23 protein-coding genes are annotated in these 21,382 nt (G+C 69.1%); 12 read left to right on the forward strand and 11 right to left on the reverse strand.

What is annotated here, in order from left to right:
- Positions 1–9: 9 nt before the first annotated feature.
- The 4 genes from RQG77_RS15805 to RQG77_RS15820 form a co-directional block, all read right to left on the reverse strand.
- Positions 10–405, reverse strand: a complete 396-nt coding sequence (locus RQG77_RS15805) for a hypothetical protein (protein WP_311245592.1) — start codon at positions 403–405, stop codon at positions 10–12.
- Between the two features lie 40 nt (positions 406–445).
- A complete protein-coding gene (locus RQG77_RS15810; protein WP_311245593.1) occupies positions 446–1,369 on the reverse strand; it encodes a serine hydrolase in 924 nt (307 codons plus the stop codon).
- 178 nt (positions 1,370–1,547) lie between these two features.
- Positions 1,548–3,512 (reverse strand): M13-type metalloendopeptidase, encoded by a 1,965-nt coding sequence (locus tag RQG77_RS15815; RefSeq protein ID WP_311245594.1) that lies wholly within the window; start codon positions 3,510–3,512, stop codon positions 1,548–1,550.
- A 74-nt stretch (positions 3,513–3,586) separates the two neighbouring features.
- Positions 3,587–4,144, reverse strand: coding sequence for a DUF1992 domain-containing protein (locus RQG77_RS15820; protein ID WP_311245595.1), 558 nt, complete (start codon positions 4,142–4,144; stop codon positions 3,587–3,589).
- Positions 4,145–4,233: 89 nt separating this feature from the next.
- Between RQG77_RS15820 and RQG77_RS15825 the strand changes: the two genes are divergently transcribed.
- On the forward strand, positions 4,234–5,553 hold the full coding sequence (locus RQG77_RS15825) for an MATE family efflux transporter (protein WP_311245596.1): 1,320 nt from the start codon (positions 4,234–4,236) through the stop codon (positions 5,551–5,553).
- 37 nt (positions 5,554–5,590) lie between these two features.
- Here the strand turns inward: RQG77_RS15825 and RQG77_RS15830 are convergent, their stop codons facing one another.
- Both RQG77_RS15830 and RQG77_RS15835 read right to left on the reverse strand, forming a co-directional pair.
- The gene (locus RQG77_RS15830) at positions 5,591–6,058 is read right to left on the reverse strand and encodes a VOC family protein (RefSeq protein ID WP_311245597.1); all 468 of its coding nucleotides are present in this window, start codon (positions 6,056–6,058) and stop codon (positions 5,591–5,593) included.
- Positions 6,059–6,130: 72 nt separating this feature from the next.
- Positions 6,131–6,790: a TrmH family RNA methyltransferase gene (locus tag RQG77_RS15835; protein WP_311245598.1), complete on the reverse strand. Its 660-nt coding sequence runs from the start codon at positions 6,788–6,790 to the stop codon at positions 6,131–6,133.
- Between the two features lie 70 nt (positions 6,791–6,860).
- On the opposite strand from RQG77_RS15835, the gene RQG77_RS15840 reads away from it, so the two are divergent.
- Complete coding sequence (locus tag RQG77_RS15840; protein ID WP_311245599.1) at positions 6,861–8,150, forward strand: Nramp family divalent metal transporter; 1,290 nt, start codon at positions 6,861–6,863, stop codon at positions 8,148–8,150.
- A gap of 118 nt (positions 8,151–8,268) precedes the next feature.
- Here the strand turns inward: RQG77_RS15840 and RQG77_RS15845 are convergent, their stop codons facing one another.
- Positions 8,269–10,830, reverse strand: coding sequence for a rhamnogalacturonan lyase (locus RQG77_RS15845; protein WP_311245600.1), 2,562 nt, complete (start codon positions 10,828–10,830; stop codon positions 8,269–8,271).
- 146 nt (positions 10,831–10,976) lie between these two features.
- Here RQG77_RS15845 and RQG77_RS15850 point away from each other — a divergent pair, with 146 nt between their 5' ends.
- The 5 genes from RQG77_RS15850 (at position 10,977) to RQG77_RS15870 (ending at position 13,590) form a co-directional block, all read left to right on the forward strand.
- Complete coding sequence (locus RQG77_RS15850; RefSeq protein ID WP_311245601.1) at positions 10,977–11,279, forward strand: hypothetical protein; 303 nt, start codon at positions 10,977–10,979, stop codon at positions 11,277–11,279.
- Positions 11,280–11,344: 65 nt separating this feature from the next.
- Entirely contained in the window at positions 11,345–11,977 is a 633-nt protein-coding gene (locus tag RQG77_RS15855) for a metal-dependent transcriptional regulator (protein ID WP_311245602.1), read from the forward strand.
- Between the two features lie 65 nt (positions 11,978–12,042).
- Complete coding sequence (locus RQG77_RS15860) at positions 12,043–12,852, forward strand: HAD-IIA family hydrolase (RefSeq protein ID WP_311245603.1); 810 nt, start codon at positions 12,043–12,045, stop codon at positions 12,850–12,852.
- Position 12,853: 1 nt separating this feature from the next.
- Positions 12,854–13,423, forward strand: coding sequence for a YdeI/OmpD-associated family protein (locus RQG77_RS15865; RefSeq protein WP_311245604.1), 570 nt, complete (start codon positions 12,854–12,856; stop codon positions 13,421–13,423).
- The gene (locus RQG77_RS15870) at positions 13,420–13,590 is read left to right on the forward strand and encodes a hypothetical protein (protein ID WP_311245605.1); all 171 of its coding nucleotides are present in this window, start codon (positions 13,420–13,422) and stop codon (positions 13,588–13,590) included. The genes RQG77_RS15865 and RQG77_RS15870 overlap by 4 nt, the downstream gene beginning before the upstream one ends.
- Before the next feature lie 21 nt (positions 13,591–13,611).
- On the opposite strand, the gene RQG77_RS15875 is transcribed toward RQG77_RS15870, so the two are convergent.
- Positions 13,612–14,781: an anhydro-N-acetylmuramic acid kinase gene (locus RQG77_RS15875; RefSeq protein WP_311245606.1), complete on the reverse strand. Its 1,170-nt coding sequence runs from the start codon at positions 14,779–14,781 to the stop codon at positions 13,612–13,614.
- Between the two features lie 202 nt (positions 14,782–14,983).
- Between RQG77_RS15875 and RQG77_RS15880 the strand changes: the two genes are divergently transcribed.
- Positions 14,984–15,433, forward strand: coding sequence for a hypothetical protein (locus RQG77_RS15880; RefSeq protein ID WP_311245607.1), 450 nt, complete (start codon positions 14,984–14,986; stop codon positions 15,431–15,433).
- 8 nt (positions 15,434–15,441) lie between these two features.
- Here the strand turns inward: RQG77_RS15880 and RQG77_RS15885 are convergent, their stop codons facing one another.
- Together RQG77_RS15885 and pyrE are read right to left on the reverse strand one after the other, a co-directional pair.
- Positions 15,442–16,344, reverse strand: coding sequence for an ROK family protein (locus RQG77_RS15885; RefSeq protein ID WP_311245608.1), 903 nt, complete (start codon positions 16,342–16,344; stop codon positions 15,442–15,444).
- Complete coding sequence (gene pyrE, locus RQG77_RS15890) at positions 16,341–16,901, reverse strand: orotate phosphoribosyltransferase (protein WP_311245609.1); 561 nt, start codon at positions 16,899–16,901, stop codon at positions 16,341–16,343. The genes RQG77_RS15885 and pyrE overlap by 4 nt, the downstream gene beginning before the upstream one ends.
- Positions 16,902–16,938: 37 nt before the next feature.
- Between pyrE and RQG77_RS15895 the strand changes: the two genes are divergently transcribed.
- Positions 16,939–17,787 carry an exodeoxyribonuclease III gene (locus tag RQG77_RS15895; protein WP_311245610.1) on the forward strand — a complete coding sequence of 283 codons (849 nt, stop codon included), beginning with the start codon at positions 16,939–16,941 and terminating at the stop codon, positions 17,785–17,787.
- 5 nt (positions 17,788–17,792) lie between these two features.
- Positions 17,793–18,602 carry an HAD family hydrolase gene (locus RQG77_RS15900; protein ID WP_311245611.1) on the forward strand — a complete coding sequence of 270 codons (810 nt, stop codon included), beginning with the start codon at positions 17,793–17,795 and terminating at the stop codon, positions 18,600–18,602.
- Positions 18,603–18,613: 11 nt separating this feature from the next.
- On the opposite strand, the gene RQG77_RS15905 is transcribed toward RQG77_RS15900, so the two are convergent.
- A complete protein-coding gene (locus tag RQG77_RS15905) occupies positions 18,614–19,240 on the reverse strand; it encodes a dihydrofolate reductase family protein (RefSeq protein WP_311245612.1) in 627 nt (208 codons plus the stop codon).
- A gap of 150 nt (positions 19,241–19,390) precedes the next feature.
- Here RQG77_RS15905 and RQG77_RS15910 point away from each other — a divergent pair, with 150 nt between their 5' ends.
- Entirely contained in the window at positions 19,391–20,677 is a 1,287-nt protein-coding gene (locus RQG77_RS15910; protein WP_311245613.1) for a sensor histidine kinase, read from the forward strand.
- Positions 20,674–21,378: a response regulator transcription factor gene (locus RQG77_RS15915; RefSeq protein WP_311245614.1), complete on the forward strand. Its 705-nt coding sequence runs from the start codon at positions 20,674–20,676 to the stop codon at positions 21,376–21,378. The genes RQG77_RS15910 and RQG77_RS15915 overlap by 4 nt, the downstream gene beginning before the upstream one ends.
- The last annotated feature ends 4 nt before the right edge of the window (positions 21,379–21,382 follow it).

Consider the following 21,382-nt stretch of genomic DNA (forward strand, 5'->3'; position numbering starts at 1 on the left):
CGACCGTGGTCAGATCACGCGCGGATCGGGATCGGCCGCCGTCGGCGGTCGCAACCGCGCAGGAATCGGCCACTCGAGCACGAACTGCTGCACGGATGGCCGGGTGACGTCGCCGAAGTCGTCGATCTTCACCACGATGCGCCCGGGAACCCCGGCTTCATCGGGGGTGACCTCGAGGATGCGCACGCGAAGGGGGCGCTCCGCGTCGCCCTCGAGCATCCACGGATCCGCGAGCCACGCGAGACCCCGTTCCTCGAGCGCAGCCTCGGGGTCGAGCCACTCCGTGGGATCAGATGCCGGACGGCCGAGCACATCGACGGCGACCCAGGCGTCCCCCTCCGGGTGGATCCACCCGAGCAGCTCACGGTCATCGCGGCGATGCGGGGTCCAGTCGGGGCGGGGCATGCCTCGATGCTAGCCGCGCCGACGAGCGGCCGCGGGGAACTCAGTGCGTGTACTCCATGAGTTCGACGCCGAGCACGCGGAAGGCGTCGTGAGCGCGCAGCCGATGCGTGATCGACAGGTCGTCGAAGCACACGATCAGTGAGTAGGCGATGCCCGCGCGGGGCCCTGCGAGCACACCCGCCTCGGCCCGCACGCCGCGGTCGCGCCCGGTCTTGTTGATGAACAGGAGGCCGTGGGCATCGTGGTCGTGCGCGAACGGGTCGAGCCCGGTCGATGCAGCCACGAGGCTGAGATCCTGGTTCAGGCTGAGCCACTCCGATACCTGAGCGCTCACCGAGGCGCCGACCACCTGCGAGTTCACGAGGGCCGAGAAGAGACCGGCGAGCTCCCGCGCGGAGCCGACGGCCACCTGAGGCGCGTCGTCGGGGCCGCGCTCATCGCGGAACCGGTCGAGGAGCGCCGTGCGGCGAAGCCCCAGAGCCTCGATGCGCTCGCGCACGCGGTCGTGACCGACCCGCTGCAACAGCGCGTTGACCGCGATCGGATCTCCGGCCGTCGCCGCGAGCACGGCGAGGTCTTCGAGCGGAAGCGCCGGTGCGTGCAGGTGCCGCCACAGTCCCGAGCTCGAGACGGACTCGACGGCGCTGCGTTCGACGATCTCGAGCGGGTCGAGGGTTCCTGCCTCGAACGCCGAGGCCACCTCGATCAGCAGGGGGACGACCCCGAGACCCGCGATCGGCATCGTGACGTGGTCGTCGCCCGAGAGGACGTGCACGTGACTGTCGAGGTCGACGACGTGCACAGAGACCTGCGCGCCGGAATCGGCCAGCTGCTCGAGCGCCTGCAGGGTCGAGGTAAACGAGCGTCGCCCCGCGGCGGCACGACGCGGCAAGCGTCGGCTGGTCCGCTGAGAGCGGCGCAGCGAGGCCAGTGACGGCCCTTCGACAGGCTCGGGAGCACCCACGCGTGATCCTTAAAGGGGGGTTGGATTGGCGGGATGCTGCGGGGTTCATCCCCCGCAGCATCGATATCGTAACCCCCTCAGGTGAGGATGCCCTACAGACTCCGATGTTTGGTCATCAGATCGTCATGCAGGAGAAAGCAGGGCACCCCCGGAACCGGATTCGGCTACGACCGACGACTCACCAGATCGTCACACGCGAGTCCTGCGGCAGCCAGAGGGCGTCGGACTCCGCGACGTCGAAGGCCTCGTAGAAGGCGTCGATGTTGCGGACGATCTGGTTGCAGCGGAACTCGTTGGGCGAGTGCGGGTCGATCGTCAGCAGTCGCAGCGTCTCGGCGTCGCGGCTCTTCTGCTGCCACACCTGCGCCCACGACAGCAGCAGTCGCTGCACGCCCGTGTATCCGTCGATGACCGGAGCCTCCGCCCCGTCGAGCGAGAGCTCGTAGGCCTTCAGCGCGATGCCGAGACCACCGAGGTCGCCGATGTTCTCGCCGATCGTGAGGGCGCCGTTGACATGGTGCGCGGCGTCGAGCCCCTCGGGAACCAGCTCGTCGTACTGCGCGATGAGAGCTTTGGTGCGCTCCTCGAACGCAGCGCGGTCGGCATCCGTCCACCAGTCCTCGAGCTTGCCGGCGCCGTCGTAGCGGCTTCCCTGATCGTCGAAGCCGTGGCCGATCTCGTGCCCGATGACCGCGCCGATGCCGCCGTAGTTCGCTGCGGCATCGCGGGAGACGTCGAAGAACGGGTACTGCAGGATCGCCGCAGGGAAGACGATCTCGTTCATCGACGGGTTGTAGTACGCGTTGACCATCTGCGGAGGCATGTGCCACTCGTCACGGTCGATCGGCTTTCCGACCTTCGCGACGTTGCGGTCGTGCTCGAAGATCGCCGCACGCCGCACGTTGCCGAACAGGTCGTCGCGGTCGATGACGAGGCTCGAGTAGTCGCGCCAGACCGTGGGGTGACCGATCTTGGGGGTGAACGAGTCGAGCTTCGCAAGGGCGCGCTCTCGGGTCTCGGCGGTCATCCACTCGAGGTCGGTGATGCTCCGGCGATATGCCTCGATGAGGTTCGCGACGAGCTCGTCCATCGCGGCCTTCGCCGTCGGCGGGTAGTGGCGCTCGACGTAGACCTTGCCGATCGCCTCGCTCAGCGCGCTCTCGGTGACCGAGACGCCGCGCTTCCAGCGCTCGCGGATCGTCGGGACGCCGGTGAGCTCGGTGCCGTAGAACGAGAAGTTCTCCTGAACGAAGTCATCGGTGAGGTAGGGAGCTGCGGCGTGCACGACCTGCGCGCGCAGCCACGCCTTCCAGTCGTCGAGGCGCTCGGCGACGAGAAGCGTGCCGAGGCCCTCGAGGAAGCTCGGCTGGGAGACGACGATCTCGGAGAACGCCTCGGGGTGCTCGGGGGCGACGGCGTCGCGCCACGGCTCGAGGTCGACGCCGGCGAGTTCCTGGAGCTCGGCCCAGGACTTGAGGTTGTAGGTCGCGACGGCGTCGCGGCTCTTCACGTTGTCCCAGTGGTGACCGGCGAGCTCGGTCTCGAGCGCGATCGCGCGGTCGGCGGTGCCTGCCGCTTCCGGGATGCCGGCGAGCGACAGCAGTCGCTCGAGATGGGCGCGGTACGCCGCACGCGTCTCGGCGAACGTGTCGAGGCGGAAGTAGCTCTCGTCGGGGAGCGAGAGGCCCGACTGCACGACGACGGGGAGGTAGCGCTCGGGGTTGCCGGGGTCGCCGTCGACGTAGAAGCCGATCAGGTGCGCGCGGCCGTCGCGGTCGTATGCGCCGACCGTGCGGAGGAAGGCCGGGACGCCGTCGATGGAGTCGATCTCGGCGAGGGTCTCGGCGAGCGGCGTGACACCGGCCGCCGCGATGCGGTCGGTGTCCATGAAGCTCGCGAACAGGTCGCCGATCTTGCGTGCGAGAGTGCCGTCCTCGGCATCCTGCGACTCCTCGATGATCGCCCTGACGTCTTTCTCGGCCTGCTCGGCGAGCAGGTGGAACGACCCCCAGCGCGCTTTGTCGCCCGGGATCTCGGTGCGCGCGAGCCACGCGCCGTTGACGTGACGATAGAGGTCGTCCTGCGGGCGGATGTCGGAGCTGAACTCGGAGGTCTCGAGGCCGGAGGGAAGCACGTCTGTCATGCGAACAGCCTATGCGTCGCTCCGACATTCGGGAGGAAAGGGACGGACGCCCTGCAGTATGACGCCCTGCGGTCTCAGCCCCTGCGACGGATGCCGAACCGCCGACGCCGCGGCTGCTCCGGTGCCTCCGTGGCGCGGGCGGCGAATCTCGCCGCCCGCCTGTCGGCCCAGGCCGCGATCTCGGCGTCGATGTCGCGAGGTTCCGTGACGACGGGAGGCCCGCCCTGCAGTTGACGGCGGGCCTCGATGACACGCCTGTTGAAGTCCACGAGCACGTCGCGCACGTCTGCCTCGCGCCCCAGCAGGTCGAGCTGGTCGTCGAGCTCGCGGTCCTCGGTGCGCAGCAGGATGGCCGGCGGGCCGAGTCCGGTGAGGTTCTCCTGCTCGATCTTGCGGCGGATCCACCAGTCCGGGTCGTGATGCGTGCCGAGTCCTTCGAGGGGCTTGCCCGCACCGGGCAGATCGTCGAAGTCGCCCCGGCGGATCGCGACCTGGATCGCCGTCTCGATGAACGCCGCCCGATCGGTCGCGGCGGCGATCCCCGGAGCGGCGCCGGACTCGGCATCCTCCTCCGAACTCTCGCTCTGCTGTCGCGCGCGATATCGCGCCGCGGCTTCGCGCGGATCCGTCATGATGCACCTCCCGTGCCATCCGAGTGCTCCCAGCGTACGACCGGAACGGCGCAGCGAGCACTGTCGGCACCAGCCCATAGGCTCGGAGGATGACCGAGCGCACCCTCAATCGTGAGATCCTGCGCCTCGCCGTCCCCGCCCTCGGCGCGCTGATCGCCGAACCGGCGTTCCTCATCGTCGACGCCGCCCTCGTCGGGCACCTCGGCACCACCCCGCTCGCGGGCCTCGGCATCGCCGGAGCCGTGCTGCAGACGATCGTCGGCCTCATGGTCTTCCTCGCCTACTCGACCACCCCTGCGGTGGCTCGGCTCTTCGGCGCCGGACGGCCGGGCGAAGCCGTCTCGGTCGGCATCAACGGCATGTGGCTGGCGCTCGCGATCGGAGCCGTGCTCGCCGCGGCGGGCGCTGCGTCTTCCCCGTGGCTCGTGTCGCTGTTCGGCGCGACCGATGCCGTGGCCGCCCAGGCGAACGACTACCTCATCGTCTCGATGTGGGGTCTCCCCGCCATGCTGATCGTGTTCGCTGCCACGGGGCTGCTGCGCGGCATGCAGGACACCATGACGCCCCTGTGGATCGCGGGCCTGGGGTTCGGCGCGAACGCGCTGCTCAACGTCGTGTTCATCTACGGGTTCGGTTGGGGCATCGCCGGTTCGGCAGCCGGAACCGTCGTCGCGCAGTGGGGCATGGTCGGTGCCTACGTGCTGGTGATCCGCCGTCTCGCCGTGAAGCACGACGCCTCACTGCGAGCACGCAGGGAGGGCATGGGCAGCACTGCGCGTTCGGGCGGCTGGCTGTTCCTGCGCACGGTGAGCCTGCGGGCGGCTCTCCTCGTAACCGTCGCCGTGGCCACGGGCATCGGCACGGACGAGCTCGCCGGCTGGCAGATCGTGTTCACGATCTTCTCGGCGGCGGCCTTCGCCCTCGATGCTCTGGCGATCGCCGCGCAGGCGCTGATCGGCAAGGAGCTCGGCGCAGGTGATGAGCTCCAGGTACACCGCGTTCTCAGGCGCACCGTCGCCTGGGGCGCATGGTTCGGCGTCGTGGTCGGTGCGCTCATCGCGGCGCTCTCAGGCGTGCTCGGCATCGTGTTCACGGGTGACCCGACGGTCGCCGCCCTCGTGCAGCCGGCGCTCCTGATCCTGGCGGTCGCCCAGCCGATCGCGGGCGTCGTGTTCGTGCTCGACGGCGTTCTCATGGGCGCGAACGATGCCCGCTACCTCGCGCTCGCGGGCGTGCTCAACCTCCTGCCGTTCCTGCCTGCGCTGTGGATCATCGCCGCGACGGGGGTCGACGGCGCCGCCGGTCTCATCTGGCTCGCCGTCGTGTTCTTCGGCGTCTATCTGCTCGCACGGCTCGGCACCCTCGGCTGGCGCGTGCGATCAGGGCGCTGGATCTCGGCCGGCATCTGAGACTGCACGATCGTCGCAGAGACTGACCTGTCAGGGATCAGGCGTTCTCGAGGTCGGCGATCACGATCTTCTTCATGTGCATGAGCGCCTGGATCTGCTCCGGCCGCTGCTGCAGCAGATCGAGGCCCGCCGGCACGACCTGCCAGCTGACCCCGAACCTGTCCTTGCACCAGCCGCAGGCCTCGGACTCGGGCACGGCAGAGAGCGCCGCCCAATAGCGATCGATCTCGTCCTGATCCGCACAGCCGATCACGAACGAGATGGACTCGTTGAAGGCGAACTCGGGTCCGCCGTCGAGGCAGCCGAACGGTGTGCCGTTCAGGGTGAACTCCCCGTTGAGCACCTTGCCGCTCATGCCCTCGAAATGTCGATCGAGCGATTCGTCGGGGTAGAGCACCACCTGGTCGATCGACGAGTTCGGGAACACCGAGACGTAGTACTCCATCGCCTCCTGCGCCCGACCGTCGAACCAGAGGAACGGGCGGATGGGACTGATCTCTGCCATGGCAGCCTCCTCGGATCGGCACTCACGCTACGCCCGTGACCGAGCCTTGTCGAGAGGAGCATGCGACACCTGTCAGCCCGCGTATCTCCGGCACCACTCGTACATGATCACGGCGGCCGCCGCGCTCGCGTTGATCGATCGCGTCGAACCGTACTGGGTGATCTCGACGTGCGCGGATGCTGCGGCGAGCGCGGCATCCGAGAGCCCCGGACCCTCCTGCCCGAACAGCAGCACGCAGGCCTGCGGCAGCTCGGCGCGATCCACGGGCACGGCGCCGTCGACGTTGTCGACGGCGATGATCGGGATGCCGACGGCCGCCGCCCATTCGGCGAACGTCTCGACGTCCTCGTGGTGCACGACGTGCTGGTATCGGTCGGTGACCATGGCGCCGCGCTTGTTCCAGCGGCGGCGCCCGATGATGTGCACGGTGTCGGCGAGGAACGCGTTGGCGCTGCGCACGATCGAACCGATGTTCATGTCGTGCTGCCAGTTCTCGATCGCGACGTGGAACGGATGCCGCTGCGTATCGAGGTCGGCGACGATCGCCTCCATCCGCCAGTAGCGGTAGCGATCGATCACGTTGCGCGTGTCACCCGCCGCAAGCAGCTCGGGATCGTACTGCTCGCCCTCGGGCCATTCCGACTCGCCCCCGGGCCACGGCCCCACCCCGTATCCGGGCTGCGCCGACGATCCGCCTGTCTCCGCTGCTGCCGCGGGCGCCTGCTCATCCATTCCGCCAGGCTATCCGCCACACGACGGACACCATATTTAGGTGTGCCGAAAAATCCGCTACGATTTCGGCATGCCTAAAAATGTCGCGCTCGACGAGGTCGCCCCCTCAGCCCGCGCCGCCGCACCCCGCAGCCTGTGGCTGCTCGGCCCCGCCCTGGTCGCGGGCGTCGCCTACCTCGACCCGGGCAACGTCGCCAGCAACATGACCGCCGGAGCCCAGTACGGCTACCTGCTCGTGTGGGTCGTCGTCGCCGGAAACGTCATGGCGTGGCTGATCCAGTACCTCTCGGCGAAGCTCGGAGTGGTCACCGGGCAGAGCCTCCCCGAGGTGCTCGGCACGCGGCTCACGCGGCCGTGGGCTCGACGGGCGTATTGGCTGCAGGCCGAGCTCGTCGCGATGGCGACCGACCTGGCCGAGGTCATCGGCGGCGCGGTCGCGCTCTACCTGCTCTTCGACATCCCCCTGCTCCTCGGAGGGGTCATCACCGGGGCGGTGTCGATGATCCTGCTCACGGTGCAGAGCCGGCGCGGCGCTCGACCCTTCGAGTTCGTGATCATCGGGCTCATGGTGATCATCACGGTCGGCTTCGTCGCCGGGCTCTTCGTCGCCCCGCCGGACGCGGCGAGCGTGGTCGCAGGGCTCGTGCCCCGCTTCGAGGACACGGGGTCGGTGCTGCTCGCGGCATCCATTCTCGGCGCGACCATCATGCCGCACGCGATCTACGCCCACTCGTCGCTGACACGAGACCGATTCGGCTCGGCGGCAGCGCACGCCCCGACCGAGGCCGCGCGCACCGAGACCTCGCGCATCCGCCGCCTGCTCACAGCGACCCGCTGGGACGTCTCGATCGCGATGGTGATCGCGGGCACTGTGAATCTCGGCATCCTGCTGCTCGCCGCCGCGAACCTCGCCGGCGTCGAGGGCACCGATTCGCTCGAGGGTGCCCATGCCGCGTTGGCCGCCGGGCTCGGCCCCGTCGTGGCGACATTCTTCGCGGTGGGCCTGCTCGCCTCGGGCCTCGCCTCGACCTCGGTCGGCGCGTACGCGGGAGCCGAGATCATGCACGGCCTGCTGCACGTGCGCATCCCGCTGCTCGCTCGACGCCTGGTGACGTTGATTCCGGCGCTCGTGATTCTCGGCGTCGGAGTGGATCCGACCCTGGCCCTCGTGCTCAGCCAGGTCGTGCTGTCGTTCGGCATCCCGTTCGCCCTGATTCCGCTCGTCGCGCTCACCGCCCAGCGCCGCACGCTCGGCCCCTGGGTGAACCGGGTGTGGACGACGGCGGCGGGCGTCGTGGCGTCGGTGCTGCTCATCGCTCTCAACGGCGCCCTGCTCTGGCTGGTGCTGACCGGCGCCTGAGGCGGCGCAGAGGCGCGCACGCGGGAGCAGGAGCAGCACTCGAGGGACAAGACAGAACCGCCCCGAGCCGGCACGGGAAGATTCGGCTCGGGGCGGCGGTCTATCACCGCACGAGTGCTCAGCGCTTGCGGAGGGTCTCCGTCCACGTCGAGTCGGCGCCGTCGGCGATGCGGTAGCCGGCATCCGGCACTGCGACGACGGTCACCTCACCGGTGACGCGCACCTTTCCGTTGCGCGCTTCGACCTTCTCGCCGTTCACGTAGTACGTGATGCCTTTCACGTTCGTCGGCACCTTCACCTCGTCGCGAGCGGTGCCCGGCTTGTCGGTGAAGGTCGGAGCCTTCGGCGTCGTCGGCGTCGTCAGCACCGGGACGTTCGCCCAGTCGAGGTCGCTCGCGAGATAGAACGAGGTGTACGCCGGCTGGTTGTACGTCGTCTGCTGACGAGCGGTCTCGACCCGGTACTGCACGTCATGCATGAGGGTCGTGAGCTTGTGCGCCGTGGGCTCGGTGGTCGTGAAGAACCGCAGTGCGCTCGAGTCGGCCGTGCGCACGAGCAGCTCCTCCCGCCAGTCACCCAGCACGTCGGCGACCAGCGAGGGGTTGCCCTTGGTGCCGTTGTTGGTCAGCGTGCCGGTGGCGGTCAGCACGGTGCCCCGCGTCCAGTCGTCGATCGTGGGCGTCTGGTCGCCGCTGCCGTTGACGAGCTGGGTGGTCATGTCTCCCGCCCAACGGATCGACATGTTCGTGCCAGGCGTCTCGGCCTGCAGCACCTCACCGGTCGCACTGAGAAGGCCGCTGCCCTCGGTGCCGCCGGGCATGCTCGACCACACCTCGATGCCGGGCACATCCGGTCGCACGTCGCCGATCATCGCTCGACCCGTGTCACGGCCGGAGTAGGCGCCGAAGAGCGACTCCCCGGTCGCGGCGTCGCGCATCACGGAACCGTACGGCGCACTGGTCGCGCCCTCGTGGGCGGTCCAGATCTCGAGGCCGGGGCGGTTCTGATCGATGTCGGTCACGTGCATCGCGTCTCCGTGGCCGAGTCGCACGGTCGCGCCGGGGTCGGCACTGCCCTCAGGCAGCACGTCGAACGAGCTGTACAGCAGGCTGCCGTCATCGTCGATGGTCGCCGATCCGTAGACGAGCTCCTGCTTTCCGTCGGCATCCACGTCGGCGAAGCTCAGCGAGTGATCGCCCTGAGTCGTGATCGTGCCGAACTCGGGGTCGGTGCCGTCTCGGCCGTGCGGCGAGTCGTTGAAAGGGTTCGACATGGGCGCGTGGCCGCTGTCGACATCCCAGCGCTGCGTCAGACGCTTGCCGTCCCAATCGAAGGCGGCGACGGTCGTGCGCGTGTAGTACCCGCGAGCGAACACGGCCGACGGATGCTGTCCGTCGAGGTATCCGACACCGGCCAGGAATCGATCGACGCGGTTGGCCGGCTCGATGCGCGACATCGCGTAGTCGCCCCACAGCAGTCCGTCGTCCCCTCGCTCGGTCGGATATGGGATGGTCTGCAGCTCCGTGCCGGTCGCGCTGTCGAAGACCGTGAGGTATTCGGGGCCGTCGACGATGAAGCCCTCGAACTCGCGCAGCAGGTTGCGCGCGCTGCGACTGGGTGCGTAGACGTCGATGAAGGTGGTGGCGAGCTCCTGAGCGGCCTCAGGAGACAGCGGGTACTCGTGAGTCACGGGCATGCCCCATGCCTCTTCGAGAGTGGCCGGCCACTGACCGGACACGACCTCGTCGCGCTCGCTCCAGCCGAGGAACATCTCGACCAGGTGCGCCTCGTAGTCGGCGGCACTGAGGCGGTAGTCGTCGTCGTTCGAGTAGCCGGCCTTGCGGTCGGGCTTGGGGAGCGTGATGTACGACTCGCTCGCCACCGAGCCGTCGGCCGCGAACTGCACCGACTTCGTGCCGGGCGCCGTCTTCAGCATCGTCTCGGATCGCCCGTCGCCGTCGAAGTCGTAGACGAGGAACTGCGTGTAGTGCGCGCCCGCGCGGATGTTCACGCCGAGGTCGAGACGGTTCAGCAGGGTGCCGTCGAGCTCGTAGGTGTCGAGATAGACCGGGCCCGTGTAGCCGCGCTGCGAGACGTCCTTCGAGTTTGAGGGATCCCACTTCACGACGTACTCGTACTGCCCGTCGCCGTCGACGTCGCCGACCGAGACGTCGTTCGCCAAGTATGTGTACGCCTCCCCCTTCGGGGTGACGCCGTCGGCGGGCTTCTGGAGCGGCAGGTCGTAGTGCCCCTCGGCCCAGGCGGTGACGGATGCCGAGGCGGATGCCGTCAGCTCGACGCCGTTCACGATCGGGACCACGGAGTACTCCGAGGTCGCGGTCCCGTCGGCATCCGCGTAGTTCGTGCTGTCGGTGACGGTCGCGATCTTCGCGCCGTCGCGGTAGACGGCGAAGTCGGGGCCGGCGAGACCTGTGTCGGTCGCGCCGGTCGCCTCGGTGGCCAGCAGCCTCCAGCTGAGGAAGACGCCGTCGGCGGTCGAGACGGCGACGAGGCCACGGTCGAGAGCCTCCAGCTGCGGTCCGCTGGATCCGGGGTCGTGGCGGCCGGTGACGGGACCGTCTGAGGTGACGGCTCCCGCACTCTGCGCGCCCCCGGCGAGGAGGCAGCCGGCGGCGGCCACCGCCACGACGGCGCGGAACGAATGGTGTCGGATATTCATCGTCGAAATCCTTCTCTGAGCATCGAGCTCGTTCGGATAGCGTTTTCCCGTGCCCGCTCGAAGCTACCTGCCCTACCGTGGCCCGTCAAGGAATCCCCGCAGATTGCGACGATTCACAGCCCCCGTCGGCGATTAGGCTCGAAGTCATGTCTGCCGAAACCGCGCGCCGCTCCGTCCGCATCCTCACCTGGATCGGAATCGCGACCGGCGTGATCGGCGGACTCCTCGTCGCCTTCCCCACCGTGCTGCCCGTCGGCGGCCCCTGGGTGCAGCTCGCGCTGGGGATCGCCACGCTCGTCCTGGCCTTCCGCGCCCGCAAGATCGGGATCGCCGAGCTCGAAGGGTTCGACGGGCGGATCTCGCTCTTCGCCGCACTGCTCGGATTCCTCATCGTCTTCTTCGCCGGCCAGGTCGCCTTCGGCATCCTCGTCGACGTCGCCAACCCCTGAGCCCAGCGCACCCCTGAGTACAGCGCACCCCTGAGTACAGCGCACCCCTGATCTAGGCTGGACCCGTGGCATCCCCGGCAGCAGACGACTACCTCAAGACCGTCTACGCGCATACCGAGTGGCAGGACGCGCCGATCACCCCCTCGGTGCTCGCGGCGAAGCTCGGCATCGCTCCCTCGTCGGTGACCGAGATGGTGAAGAAGCTCGCGGCCGCCGGGCTCGTCTCGCACGTGCCCTACGGCGCGGTGCGATTGACGGATGCCGGAACACAGCGCGCCCTGGCGATGGTGCGCCGCCACCGGCTGATCGAGACCTGGCTCGTGCAGGAGTTCGACTACGGCTGGCACGAGGTGCACGACGAGGCCGAGGTGCTCGAGCACACGATCAGCGACCGACTGCTCGAGGGCATCGATGCGCGACTCGGACGACCCCGTTTCGACCCGCACGGCGATGCGATCCCCGATGCGAACGGCGCGGTCGACCGCGAGCCCTTCGTCCTGCTCGCCGATGCGCCGACCGGCCACACCGGCCGGGTGCTGCGCGTCGAAGACCGCGACCCCGAGCTGCTGCGGGCGCTGGAGGCGGCCGGCGTCACTGTCGCCGCGACCGTCACGATCACGGCATCCGGCATCGAGCTCGGCGGCGCGCAGACGGCCCTCCCCGAGGGTGCGTCCGAGGTCGTCTGGCTCAGCGCCTGAGCGGTTCCGGGTCGTCCGCTCGAACCTGACACCTGCCCGTAACCGCGGGCCAATAGGCTGTGCACATGGCACACCGCGATGACATCGAATGCTGGCTGACCGACATGGACGGCGTGCTCGTCCATGAGAACGACGCCATTCCCGGAGCCGCCGAGCTGCTCGCCGGATGGGAGCAGAACGAGATCCCGTATCTGGTGCTGACGAACAACTCGATCTTCACCGCGCGCGACCTCTCCGCCCGCCTGCGTGCCAGCGGCCTGACCGTGCCCGAGGAGCGCATCTGGACCTCGGCCCTCGCCACCGCCGACTTCCTCGCGCAGCAGCTGCCGGGGGGCTCGGCCTTCGTGATCGGCGAGGCCGGCATCCTGACCGCCCTGCACGAGGCGGGGTTCATCATGACCGAGACGAACCCCGACTTCGTGGTCGTCGGCGAGACCCGCAACTACTCGTTCGAGGCGATCACCAAGGCGATCCGCCTCATCATCAGGGGCGCGCGCTTCATCGTCACCAACCCCGACGCCACGGGCCCGTCGGCCGACGGCGTGATGCCGGCGACCGGCGCGATCGCCGCCCTCATCACCAAGGCCACCGGCAAGGAGCCGTACGTCGTCGGCAAGCCGAACCCGATGATGTTCCGCTCGGCCCTGAACAAGATCGGCGCGCACTCCAAGAAGACGGGCATGATCGGCGACCGCATGGACACCGACATCATCGCCGGCATCGAGGCGGGCCTGCACACCGTGCTGGTGATGACCGGCATCAGCGACCAGGCCGAGGTCGAGAAGTACCCGTTCCGCCCCGACGAGATCGTCGACTCGGTCGCCGATCTGCTTCCGACCGTCACCGAGTCGATCCCGACGCTCGACGAGGACTGACATGGGCGCGCTCGACGAGGGAGAGCGTTTCGCGGCAGCCGATGCTGCCGTCTGGCGCGCCTGGCTCGAGGAGCATCACGAGCGCACCGCCGGAGTCTGGCTGCTGAGCGTTCGAGGCACCCGCGCGGACGGCGTCGGATACGAGGATGCCGTGCGCCAGGCGCTGTGCTTCGGGTGGATCGACGGCCCGGTGCGCACCTTCGACGATCAGACCGTCGGGCAGTGGTTCTCACCCCGACGCCGCGGCAGCGGGTGGGCGGCGACGAACAAGGCGCGTCTGATCGACCTCGCGACCGCCGGATTGCTTGCCCCGGCCGGCATCCGCGTGCTCGAGGCCGCGAAGGCCGACGGGTCCTGGACCGTGCTCGACGGCCCCGAGGCGGGCATCGAGCCCGTCGAGCTGGCCGAGGCGTTGGATGCCGTGACCGCCGCGCGCGCGAACTGGGATGCGTTCCCGAAGTCGGTCAAGAAATTCGGCCTCACACACATCGCGATGGCGAAGCGCGCAGAGACGCGCGCGGCGCGGATCGCCAAGATCGTGGCGGATGCCGCGGAGGGGAAACGTCCATGAACCAGTCCGATGTGCTCTTCCTGGTGGTCTTCCTGATCCTCCTCAGCACGCTGACGGTGTTCGTCGTGCAGTTCTGGCGCTCACGCCGTCGCGGCGGAGGTGACGAGGGCCAAGGCCGCGCCGGTTGGTGGGAAGGCCCCTGGGACGACGACGACCGCAAGCGCTGAGCGCGGCTGATCTTCGACCTGTCAGCGCAGGGTCAGGCTGAGAACACGCTCGACCGGTTCCGGCATCCGCAGCGGCCCTGTGCCAGGCGTGATCGTGCCGAGGATGCGCGGCTCGCGCGCTCCTGTGCCTCCGGGCGTCACCGCGGCCACGCCGTGCATCGTGCACCAGCCGATCAGCGCGAACAGGATCGCCTCCTTGCTGTCGACCGGGGCGCCGAGCGCGTCGGCGAGCACGACCTCGACATCCGGGAGGGCGGCGCGGAGCCCCTGCATGATCAGCGGGTTGTGGCATCCGCCGCCTGAGACCGCGAGGAAGCGGATGCCCGCAGCCAGGACGTCCTGCGTGACCGTGCGCACAGTCAGCTCGGTGAGGGTCCGCACGAGATCGGGGACGGAGAGCGCGCGACCCGAGGAGCCCGTGAGGCGATCGACGTGCGCACGCACGTAGTCGAGGTGGAAGTGCTCCTTGCCGGTGCTCTTGGGCGCCGCGAGGGAGTAGTACGGGTCGGCGAGAAGAGCTGCGAGGAGATCCTCGTCGACGGCGCCGGTGCGCGCGATGGCGGCATCCGCGTCGTACCCGCAATCGTTCAGTCCTTCGGCCACGACGACCGCGTCGACCAGCGCGTTCGCCGGCCCGATGTCATACGCCGAGAGCCCGTCCGGGCCTACGACTGTCATGTTCGCGATGCCGCCGAGATTCACCGCAGCCGAGACTCCCGCGCGGCCGCGCAGCAGCAGTTCGTCGAGGAACGACACCAGGGGCGCACCGTGGCCGCCGGCAGTGATGTCGCGGATCCGGACATCGGAGACGACGGGAGCGCCCACGCGCTCGGCGATCCATGCGGGCTGACCGATCTGCAGAGTGCCGAGCGCGTGCCCCTCGTCGACCCAGTGGAAGACCGTCTGACCGTGGGTGCACACGGCGTGCACTCCCCCGACCGCGGCGGATGCGGATGCGGCGACCTCGGCGAAGGCCTGGCCGATCAGGGTGTCGAGCTCGCAGACCTCGGCGAATGTCGTGGGTGCGGGCGGCAGCGCAGCGACGAGGCGAGCCCGCAGTTCGGGGTCGTACGGAACGCTGTCCTCGTGCAGAACGGTGCCGCGTAGCGCTCCGTCGCTCTCGTCGAAATCGACGACCGTGACGTCGATGCCGTCGTGTGAGGTGCCTGAGAGCAGTCCGAGTACGCGCATGCGTGTTCCTTCCGTCGCCTGCTACGAGCGTATGCCGCTTTTGTTAGGGAGGCGAACGGAACCGGTGGATCTCTTCTGCACCGATGATCACCTGAACGAGTAGTCCACTCTGGTCGACGCCGCGCTCGCCATCGCACCGCCCCCTGTCCGTGACGTACGTAGCATTCTGCGAGACCCCACCCTCCACCCGCAGAATGGGAGCATGTTCGTGTCCGCAGAGCTCATCACGATCGTCCTCAGCGCCGTCGGCCTCCTGCTGACGCAGGGCAGCCTCATGTTCGCGGGCTTCGCCTGGTGCATCCGCAGATCCGACTCCCTCCGCACCGATCTCGTCGGCGTCGAGACGTCGCTCGGGGTGCGTATCGACGGAGTGGAACAGAGGCTCGGGGTGCGTATCGACGGAGTCGAGGAGAAACTCACCGCACGCATCGACGGAGTCGAAGAGAAACTCACCGCACGCATCGACGGAGTCGAGGAGAAACTCACGGCACGCATCGACGGAGTCGAGGAGAAACTCACCGCACGCATCGACGGAGTCGGAGACAAACTCACCTCACGCATCGACGGAGTCGCCGCCGACGTCACCGAACTCAAGATCGCGATGGCCCGCATCGAAGGGCCGCAGCGTCACCTGATCGTCGCCGCCCGCTGAGTAGCGAGTCAGCGCAGGACGAGTGCCGCGGCGCCGATGAGCGGCCCCTCGTCACCGAGCCCCGAGCGCACCACTCGGGTGCGACGCGAGTACTCGTGCGCGGCACTGGCCGTGAGCGCCTGCTGCACGAGATCGATGTAGTCGGCGGACACCCGCGAGAACCCGCCGCCGATCGCGACCATGTCGAGGTCTACGAGGGTCGCCGCGTCAGCGAGCGCTTCGCCCACCGCCTTCGCCGACCGCTCGATCGCGGCGCGCGCGACCGCGTCACCGGCAGCGGAATCGCGTGCCAGGTCCTCGCCCGTCGCTCCGGTCCAGCCCTGCTGCTGCGCCCAGGCGGCGCTCGCAGGCCCCGAAGCGATCTCCTCGAGAGTGAGGCCGCCCTCGCGGCGCACCTGACCGAGATGGCCGGCGTTGCCGGTGGCACCGGGGATGTACGCGCCGTTCACGACGAAACCTCCGCCGACACCGGTCGAGACGACGATCGAGAGTGACGCACCGGCATCCTGCGTGGCGCCCAGCCACGACTCGGCGAGAGCGAGCGCGCCGCCGTCGTGGCCGAGCGTGGTCGGCACTTCGCGGCCGAGAACTTCGGATGCCGCTGAGCGCACGGACTCCGCGAGTCCGAAACCACGGGCGAGCGGCATGTTCACCGGCATGATCGCTCCGGCGCCGCGGTCGATGGGACCGGCACTGCCTGCACCCGCGCCCACGAACTCTGCATCCGCGGGAAGAGCGGCGAGGGCGTGCGTCACGATCGCGAGCACGGCGGCGTCGAGCGACTCGATCGTCGCCTCGCGACCGGTCGCCTGGCGCGAACGACTGCCGTCGACCAGCTCGCCATGCTCGCTCACGAGCGCGGCCTCCATCTTGGTGCCGCCGACGTCGACAGCCAGGGCGTAGCGGGTCACTGGGGGTCGAGTCCGAGGTCGTCGAGGTCGAAGGCCGCACGCCATTCGAGGCCCTCGGCTTCGATCGCGGCCTGGGCACCGGTCTTGCGGTCGACGATCACGGCGACGGCGACGATCTCGGCACCCTCCTTGCGCAGCGCCTCGACGGCCTTGAGCGCCGACTGGCCGGTCGTCGAGGTGTCTTCGAGCACGACGACGCGCTTGCCCTTGACGTCGGCGCCCTCGATCTGGCGGCCTCGGCCGTGGTCCTTGGGCTCCTTGCGCACGACGAAGGCGTCGAGCGGCTTCTCGGCGGCGACCGACGCGTGCAGCACCGAGTTGGCGATGGGATCGGCCCCGAGAGTCAGGCCCCCGACCGCGACGACGTCGAGGTCGCCGATCAGGTCGAGCATGATGCGCCCGATGGCGGGAGCCGCGCGGTGATCGAGCGTCAGCTTGCGCATGTCGACGTAATACGTCGCCTTCTTGCCGCTCGAGAGCGTGAAGTCTCCGTGGAACACCGCCTCGTCCTTGATCAGGTCGAGGAGGGTCTGGCGGTCTGCGTCGAGTGCGGTCACGGCATCCAGTGTAGGAGGTGGGCCCTAGGCTTGACGCATGCGCTTGGCCACCTGGAACGTCAACTCCATCCGCACCCGTGTCACCCGCACCGTCGAGTTCGCCGTCCGCGAGGACATCGACGTGCTGGCGATGCAGGAGATCAAGTGCAAGCCCGAGCAGTTCCCGTACGGGCCGTTCGAAGAGGCCGGCTACCACGTCGAGGTGCACGGCCTGAATCAGTGGAACGGCGTCGCGATCGCGAGCCGCCTGCCGATCACCGACGTGCGCACCGCGTTCGACGGCATGCCTGGGTTCGCCAAGGGGCACGAGGGGCCGGATGCTCCGCTCGAGGCGCGAGCGCTGGGCGTGCTCGTCGACGGCGTGCGCGTGTGGAGCCTGTACGTGCCGAACGGCCGCTCGCTCGATGACCCGCACTACGCCTACAAGCTGCACTGGCTCGAGGAGTTGAAGAAGGCTACCGCCGCCGAGCTGTCGGCGAACCCCGATCTGCCGCTCGCACTGGTCGGCGACTTCAACATCATCCCGTTCGACAAGGACAACGGCGACCCCGACATCGTCGAGGGCGTCTCGACGCATGTCTCCCCGCAGGAGCGTCAGGCGTTCTTCGCGTTCGCCGATGCGGGCCTCACCGACGTGGTGCGACCGCTGATCCCCGAGGGATTCACCTACTGGGACTACCAGCGCCTGAAGTTCCCACGCAACGAGGGCGTGCGCATCGACTTCGTCCTCGGCTCGAAGACGCTTGCGGATGCGGTCACCGGCGCCTCGATCCACCGCGACGAGCGCAAGGGCGAGCAGCCGAGCGACCACGTCCCCGTGGTCGTCGAGTTCGATCTCGGCGGCGCTGAAGAAGACGACGACGACCTGCCGATGATCTTCTCCTGAGTGCTGTGTCTCTCCGCCTGATCGCCACCGATCTCGACGGGACTCTGCTCGATTCCTCGTCCACGGTCACGCGGCGCACACGGGCGGCGCTCGATCAGGCGCGGGCCCGCGGCATCCATGTCGTGCCCGTGACCGCCCGGCAACCGATCGGGCTCCGCGTGATCGCGAGCGGCGCGGGCTTCGACGGCTGGGCGCTGTGCAGCAACGGCGCCTACGCGACGCACCTCACGGACGGACGGATGCTGTTCGCCGAGGAGCTGCCAGCGGAGACGATCCGCACCCTGGCCGAGGCGCTGCGCGCCAGCATCCCCGGGCTGTTGTTCGCGAGCGTGCGCGAGGGCGGCGAGACGTTCGTCGCCCAGCACGGCTACGCCGAGATCGCCGATCTGTCGGACCACAAGCGCGATCCGCGCACGATGGGCGGCGTGGGGCTCGACCAGGTGCTCGCCGCTCCCAGCCTGAAGCTCGTGATCCGGCATCCGGAGCTCGCACCGTCCGCGCTGTTCGAGGCCCTGTGCGACCTCGGTCTCACCGGTTTCGAGGCCACGTTGTCGGGAGCGCCGTTCGTCGAGGTCATGGCCGAGGGTGTCACCAAGGCCACCGGCCTCGCCCGCCTCTGCGAGCACCTCGAGATCGACCGCCGAGATGTGATCGCCTTCGGCGATGCGCTCAACGACGTCGAGATGCTCCGATGGGCGGGCCGCGGGGTCGCGATGGCCGATGCCGACGACGTCGTGCAGGATGCCGCCGACGAGACCACGACCTCGAACGATGACGACGGCGTCGCCAGGGTGATCGAGCGTCTGCTCGGCTGACTCGAAGCCGATCAGTCCTCGAAGGTACCGACCGCGGGCACGCGGTCCGTGCGACCGTACCGCAGCAGCAGCACACCGCCTTCGTCCGCGACCGGGGGCTCGAGCAGCCGAAGCACCGACGGCAGCGCGCCGTCGTCGAAGACCTTCTTGCCCCTGCCGAGCAGGATCGGATAGACCCACAGGTTGAGTTCGTCGAAGAGCCCCGCAGCGAGCAGCGAGTGCACGAAGTCGATGCTGCCGATCACATGCACCTCGTGGTGCTGCGCGCGCATCTCGGCGATCTCTGCGGCGAGATCATCACCGACGCGCACGCTGCCCTTCCACGACAGGTCGATGTCGGCATCCCGCGTCGCCACATACTTCGGCACCCGATCGAACAGCCTGCCGATCTCACCGGACGGGCCGTCGGTGTGATGCGGCCAGTATGCGGCGAAGATGTCGTACGTCCGGCGCCCGAGCAGCAGCGCGTCGAGCTGCTGCATCCCCTGCGAAACGGTCTCTCCCATGCCCGACGACGGATATCCGGCCTGCCAGCCGCTGAACTCGAACCCTCCCGAGGTGTCCTCGTCAGTGCCGCCCGGACCCTGAGCGACGCCGTCGAGGGTCATGAAGAGGTCGATCAGAATGCGTCCGGTCATCAGAGTGCTCCTTTGCACGAGAGGGCGGCGATCTTCACAGTATGCGCCCGCGCCGCGCCCCGTGCGCCGTCAAGAGGCTCGGCTGCGGTGGCGACGTGATCCCCCGTGCGGGGGATGCCGCAGCATCCGCCTTCGATCTACGGTGGGGGAATGCCCGCAGCGCCGTTCACCCGCACGCCCAGTGTCCGCGAGCAGCGCAGCGACCTCATCCTCGCCGCCGTGATGTTCGTGGGCGCGGTGCTGAGCGCCGCCCTCTCGACGGTCGCCGAGATCTACGGCGACACCCGGGCTGAGCCCTGGACCGCACTCGTCTACGCGGTCGCCGTCACCGTGCCGCTCGGCGTGCGGCGCCGCTGGCCCGGCCCCGTCGCCGTGGCGGTGTGCGTCGCCTACTTCCTGGCGATCTCGTTCCAGGTGCCCGAGATCTACGTCGGCAACATCGCCATGTTCGTGTCGCTGTACACGGTGGGCGCGTGGATGAACAACCGCCGAGCCGCGATGATCGTGCGCGTCTCGATCATCGTCGGCATGTTCGTCTGGCTCATCATCACGATGTACCGCCAGGCGATCGAGGAGGCCGACAAGGCCGAGGTCGCGGCCGGCCTGCTCTCGCCCTATCTGGCCTTCATGCTCATCCAGCTGCTGCTGAACGTGCTCTACTTCGGTGGCGCGTACTACTTCGGCGAGCGCTCGTGGCATGCAGCGCACGAGCGGCAGGTGCTCGAGCAGCGCACGGCCGAGCTCGAGAGGGAGCGCGAGGTGACAGCCGCTCAAGCCGTCGCCCTCGACCGCGTGCGCATCGCCCGCGAGCTGCATGACGTGGTCGCCCATCATGTGTCGGTCATGGGCGTGCAGGCGGGCGCCGCCCGTCTCGTGATCGACCAGGATCCGGAGAAGTCCAAGAGCATCCTGACCGGCATCGAGGGGTCGGCGCGCGATGCCATCCATGAGCTCCGGCAGCTGCTCGAGACCCTGCGCTCCCCCGGCAGCGAGGCACCGGATGCCGCATCGACCGTGACCCTCGACGACATCCGCTCGCTGGTCGAGGCGTCGGTCGAGGCGGGACTCCCCACCGACTACGCGGTGATCGGCGAGCCGGTCGCCGTGCCCTCCGTCGTCGCCGTGAACCTCTACCGGATCACGCAGGAGTCGCTGACCAACGCCCGGCGTCACGCCGGAGTCGGCGCCACCGCCGACGTGCGCGTCCGCTACGACGACGGGGGCGTCGAGATCGAGGTCGTCAACACCGGTCGAGCGGTCGCCGTGCTGCGACCGGGTCTGGGTCAGCTCGGCATGCGCGAGCGGGCCGCGGCATCGGGCGGCACCCTCGAGGTGACCCCTCGTCCCTCGGGCGGGCTGCGCGTGCGCGCCCGCGTGCCCCTGGGCGGCACAGCCCTGCAGACCGACGAGCTGACCGAGACGAGCCCCGCCTCATGACCACGCCCGCACCCGCCCCTCCGATCCGCGTGCTCATCGTCGACGACCACGCGATGCTGCGAGCCGGATTCCGGACGATCCTCGACACCCAGCCCGACATCACGGTCGTGGGCGAGGCGGCGACCGGCGCCGAGGCGCTGGCGCAGGCATCCGCTCTGCACCCCGACGTGATCACGATGGACGTGCAGATGCCCGACATGGACGGCATCGAGGCGACCAGGCGGATCGTCGCCGACCCCGCTGTCGCGGCGGCCATCGCGATCGTCACGACGTTCGACCGGGACGACTACCTCTATCAGGCGCTGGATGCCGGAGCGAGCGGCTTCCTGCTGAAGAACGCCGGCGCCGAAGACCTCATCGCCGCGGTTCGCGCACTCGCCGCGGGAGACGGGATGCTCGCGCCCGAGGTCACCCGCCGGGTGCTCGCACGGTTCGCCCACGCACCCGCGCCGACCGCCGCTCCGGCATCCGGGCCCGTCATCGCCCCCACAGCACCGGTGGTGCTCGTCGACCCGCTCACCGACCGCGAGGCGGAGGTGCTCGTGCTGCTCGCGGATGCCCGCAGCAACGCCGAGATCGCGAGCGCGCTGTTCATCGGCGAGGCGACCGTGAAGACCCACGTCTCACGCATCCTGCAGAAGCTCGGCGCCCGCGACCGTGTCCAGGCGGTCGTGCTCGCGCACCGCATGGGACTCACGTAACACG

This window comes from Microbacterium sp. WCS2018Hpa-23, from assembly GCF_031843845.1.
GTDB lineage: Bacteria > Actinomycetota > Actinomycetes > Actinomycetales > Microbacteriaceae > Microbacterium.

What these genes read in the sequence shown, in the direction of transcription:
- RQG77_RS15805 (WP_311245592.1), bottom strand. Translation starts at nt 405, where the DNA reads ATGCCCCGCCCCGACTGGACCCCGCATCGCCGCGATGACCGTGAGCTG.
- RQG77_RS15815 (WP_311245594.1), bottom strand. Translation starts at nt 3,512, where the DNA reads ATGACAGACGTGCTTCCCTCCGGCCTCGAGACCTCCGAGTTCAGCTCC.
- RQG77_RS15820 (WP_311245595.1), bottom strand. Translation starts at nt 4,144, where the DNA reads ATGACGGATCCGCGCGAAGCCGCGGCGCGATATCGCGCGCGACAGCAG.
- RQG77_RS15825 (WP_311245596.1), top strand. Translation starts at nt 4,234, where the DNA reads ATGACCGAGCGCACCCTCAATCGTGAGATCCTGCGCCTCGCCGTCCCC.
- RQG77_RS15830 (WP_311245597.1), bottom strand. Translation starts at nt 6,058, where the DNA reads ATGGCAGAGATCAGTCCCATCCGCCCGTTCCTCTGGTTCGACGGTCGG.
- RQG77_RS15835 (WP_311245598.1), bottom strand. Translation starts at nt 6,790, where the DNA reads ATGGATGAGCAGGCGCCCGCGGCAGCAGCGGAGACAGGCGGATCGTCG.
- RQG77_RS15840 (WP_311245599.1), top strand. Translation starts at nt 6,861, where the DNA reads ATGCCTAAAAATGTCGCGCTCGACGAGGTCGCCCCCTCAGCCCGCGCC.
- RQG77_RS15845 (WP_311245600.1), bottom strand. Translation starts at nt 10,830, where the DNA reads ATGAATATCCGACACCATTCGTTCCGCGCCGTCGTGGCGGTGGCCGCC.
- RQG77_RS15850 (WP_311245601.1), top strand. Translation starts at nt 10,977, where the DNA reads ATGTCTGCCGAAACCGCGCGCCGCTCCGTCCGCATCCTCACCTGGATC.
- RQG77_RS15860 (WP_311245603.1), top strand. Translation starts at nt 12,043, where the DNA reads ATGGCACACCGCGATGACATCGAATGCTGGCTGACCGACATGGACGGC.
- RQG77_RS15865 (WP_311245604.1), top strand. Translation starts at nt 12,854, where the DNA reads ATGGGCGCGCTCGACGAGGGAGAGCGTTTCGCGGCAGCCGATGCTGCC.
- RQG77_RS15870 (WP_311245605.1), top strand. Translation starts at nt 13,420, where the DNA reads ATGAACCAGTCCGATGTGCTCTTCCTGGTGGTCTTCCTGATCCTCCTC.
- RQG77_RS15875 (WP_311245606.1), bottom strand. Translation starts at nt 14,781, where the DNA reads ATGCGCGTACTCGGACTGCTCTCAGGCACCTCACACGACGGCATCGAC.
- RQG77_RS15880 (WP_311245607.1), top strand. Translation starts at nt 14,984, where the DNA reads ATGTTCGTGTCCGCAGAGCTCATCACGATCGTCCTCAGCGCCGTCGGC.
- RQG77_RS15895 (WP_311245610.1), top strand. Translation starts at nt 16,939, where the DNA reads ATGCGCTTGGCCACCTGGAACGTCAACTCCATCCGCACCCGTGTCACC.
- RQG77_RS15905 (WP_311245612.1), bottom strand. Translation starts at nt 19,240, where the DNA reads ATGACCGGACGCATTCTGATCGACCTCTTCATGACCCTCGACGGCGTC.
- RQG77_RS15910 (WP_311245613.1), top strand. Translation starts at nt 19,391, where the DNA reads ATGCCCGCAGCGCCGTTCACCCGCACGCCCAGTGTCCGCGAGCAGCGC.
- RQG77_RS15915 (WP_311245614.1), top strand. Translation starts at nt 20,674, where the DNA reads ATGACCACGCCCGCACCCGCCCCTCCGATCCGCGTGCTCATCGTCGAC.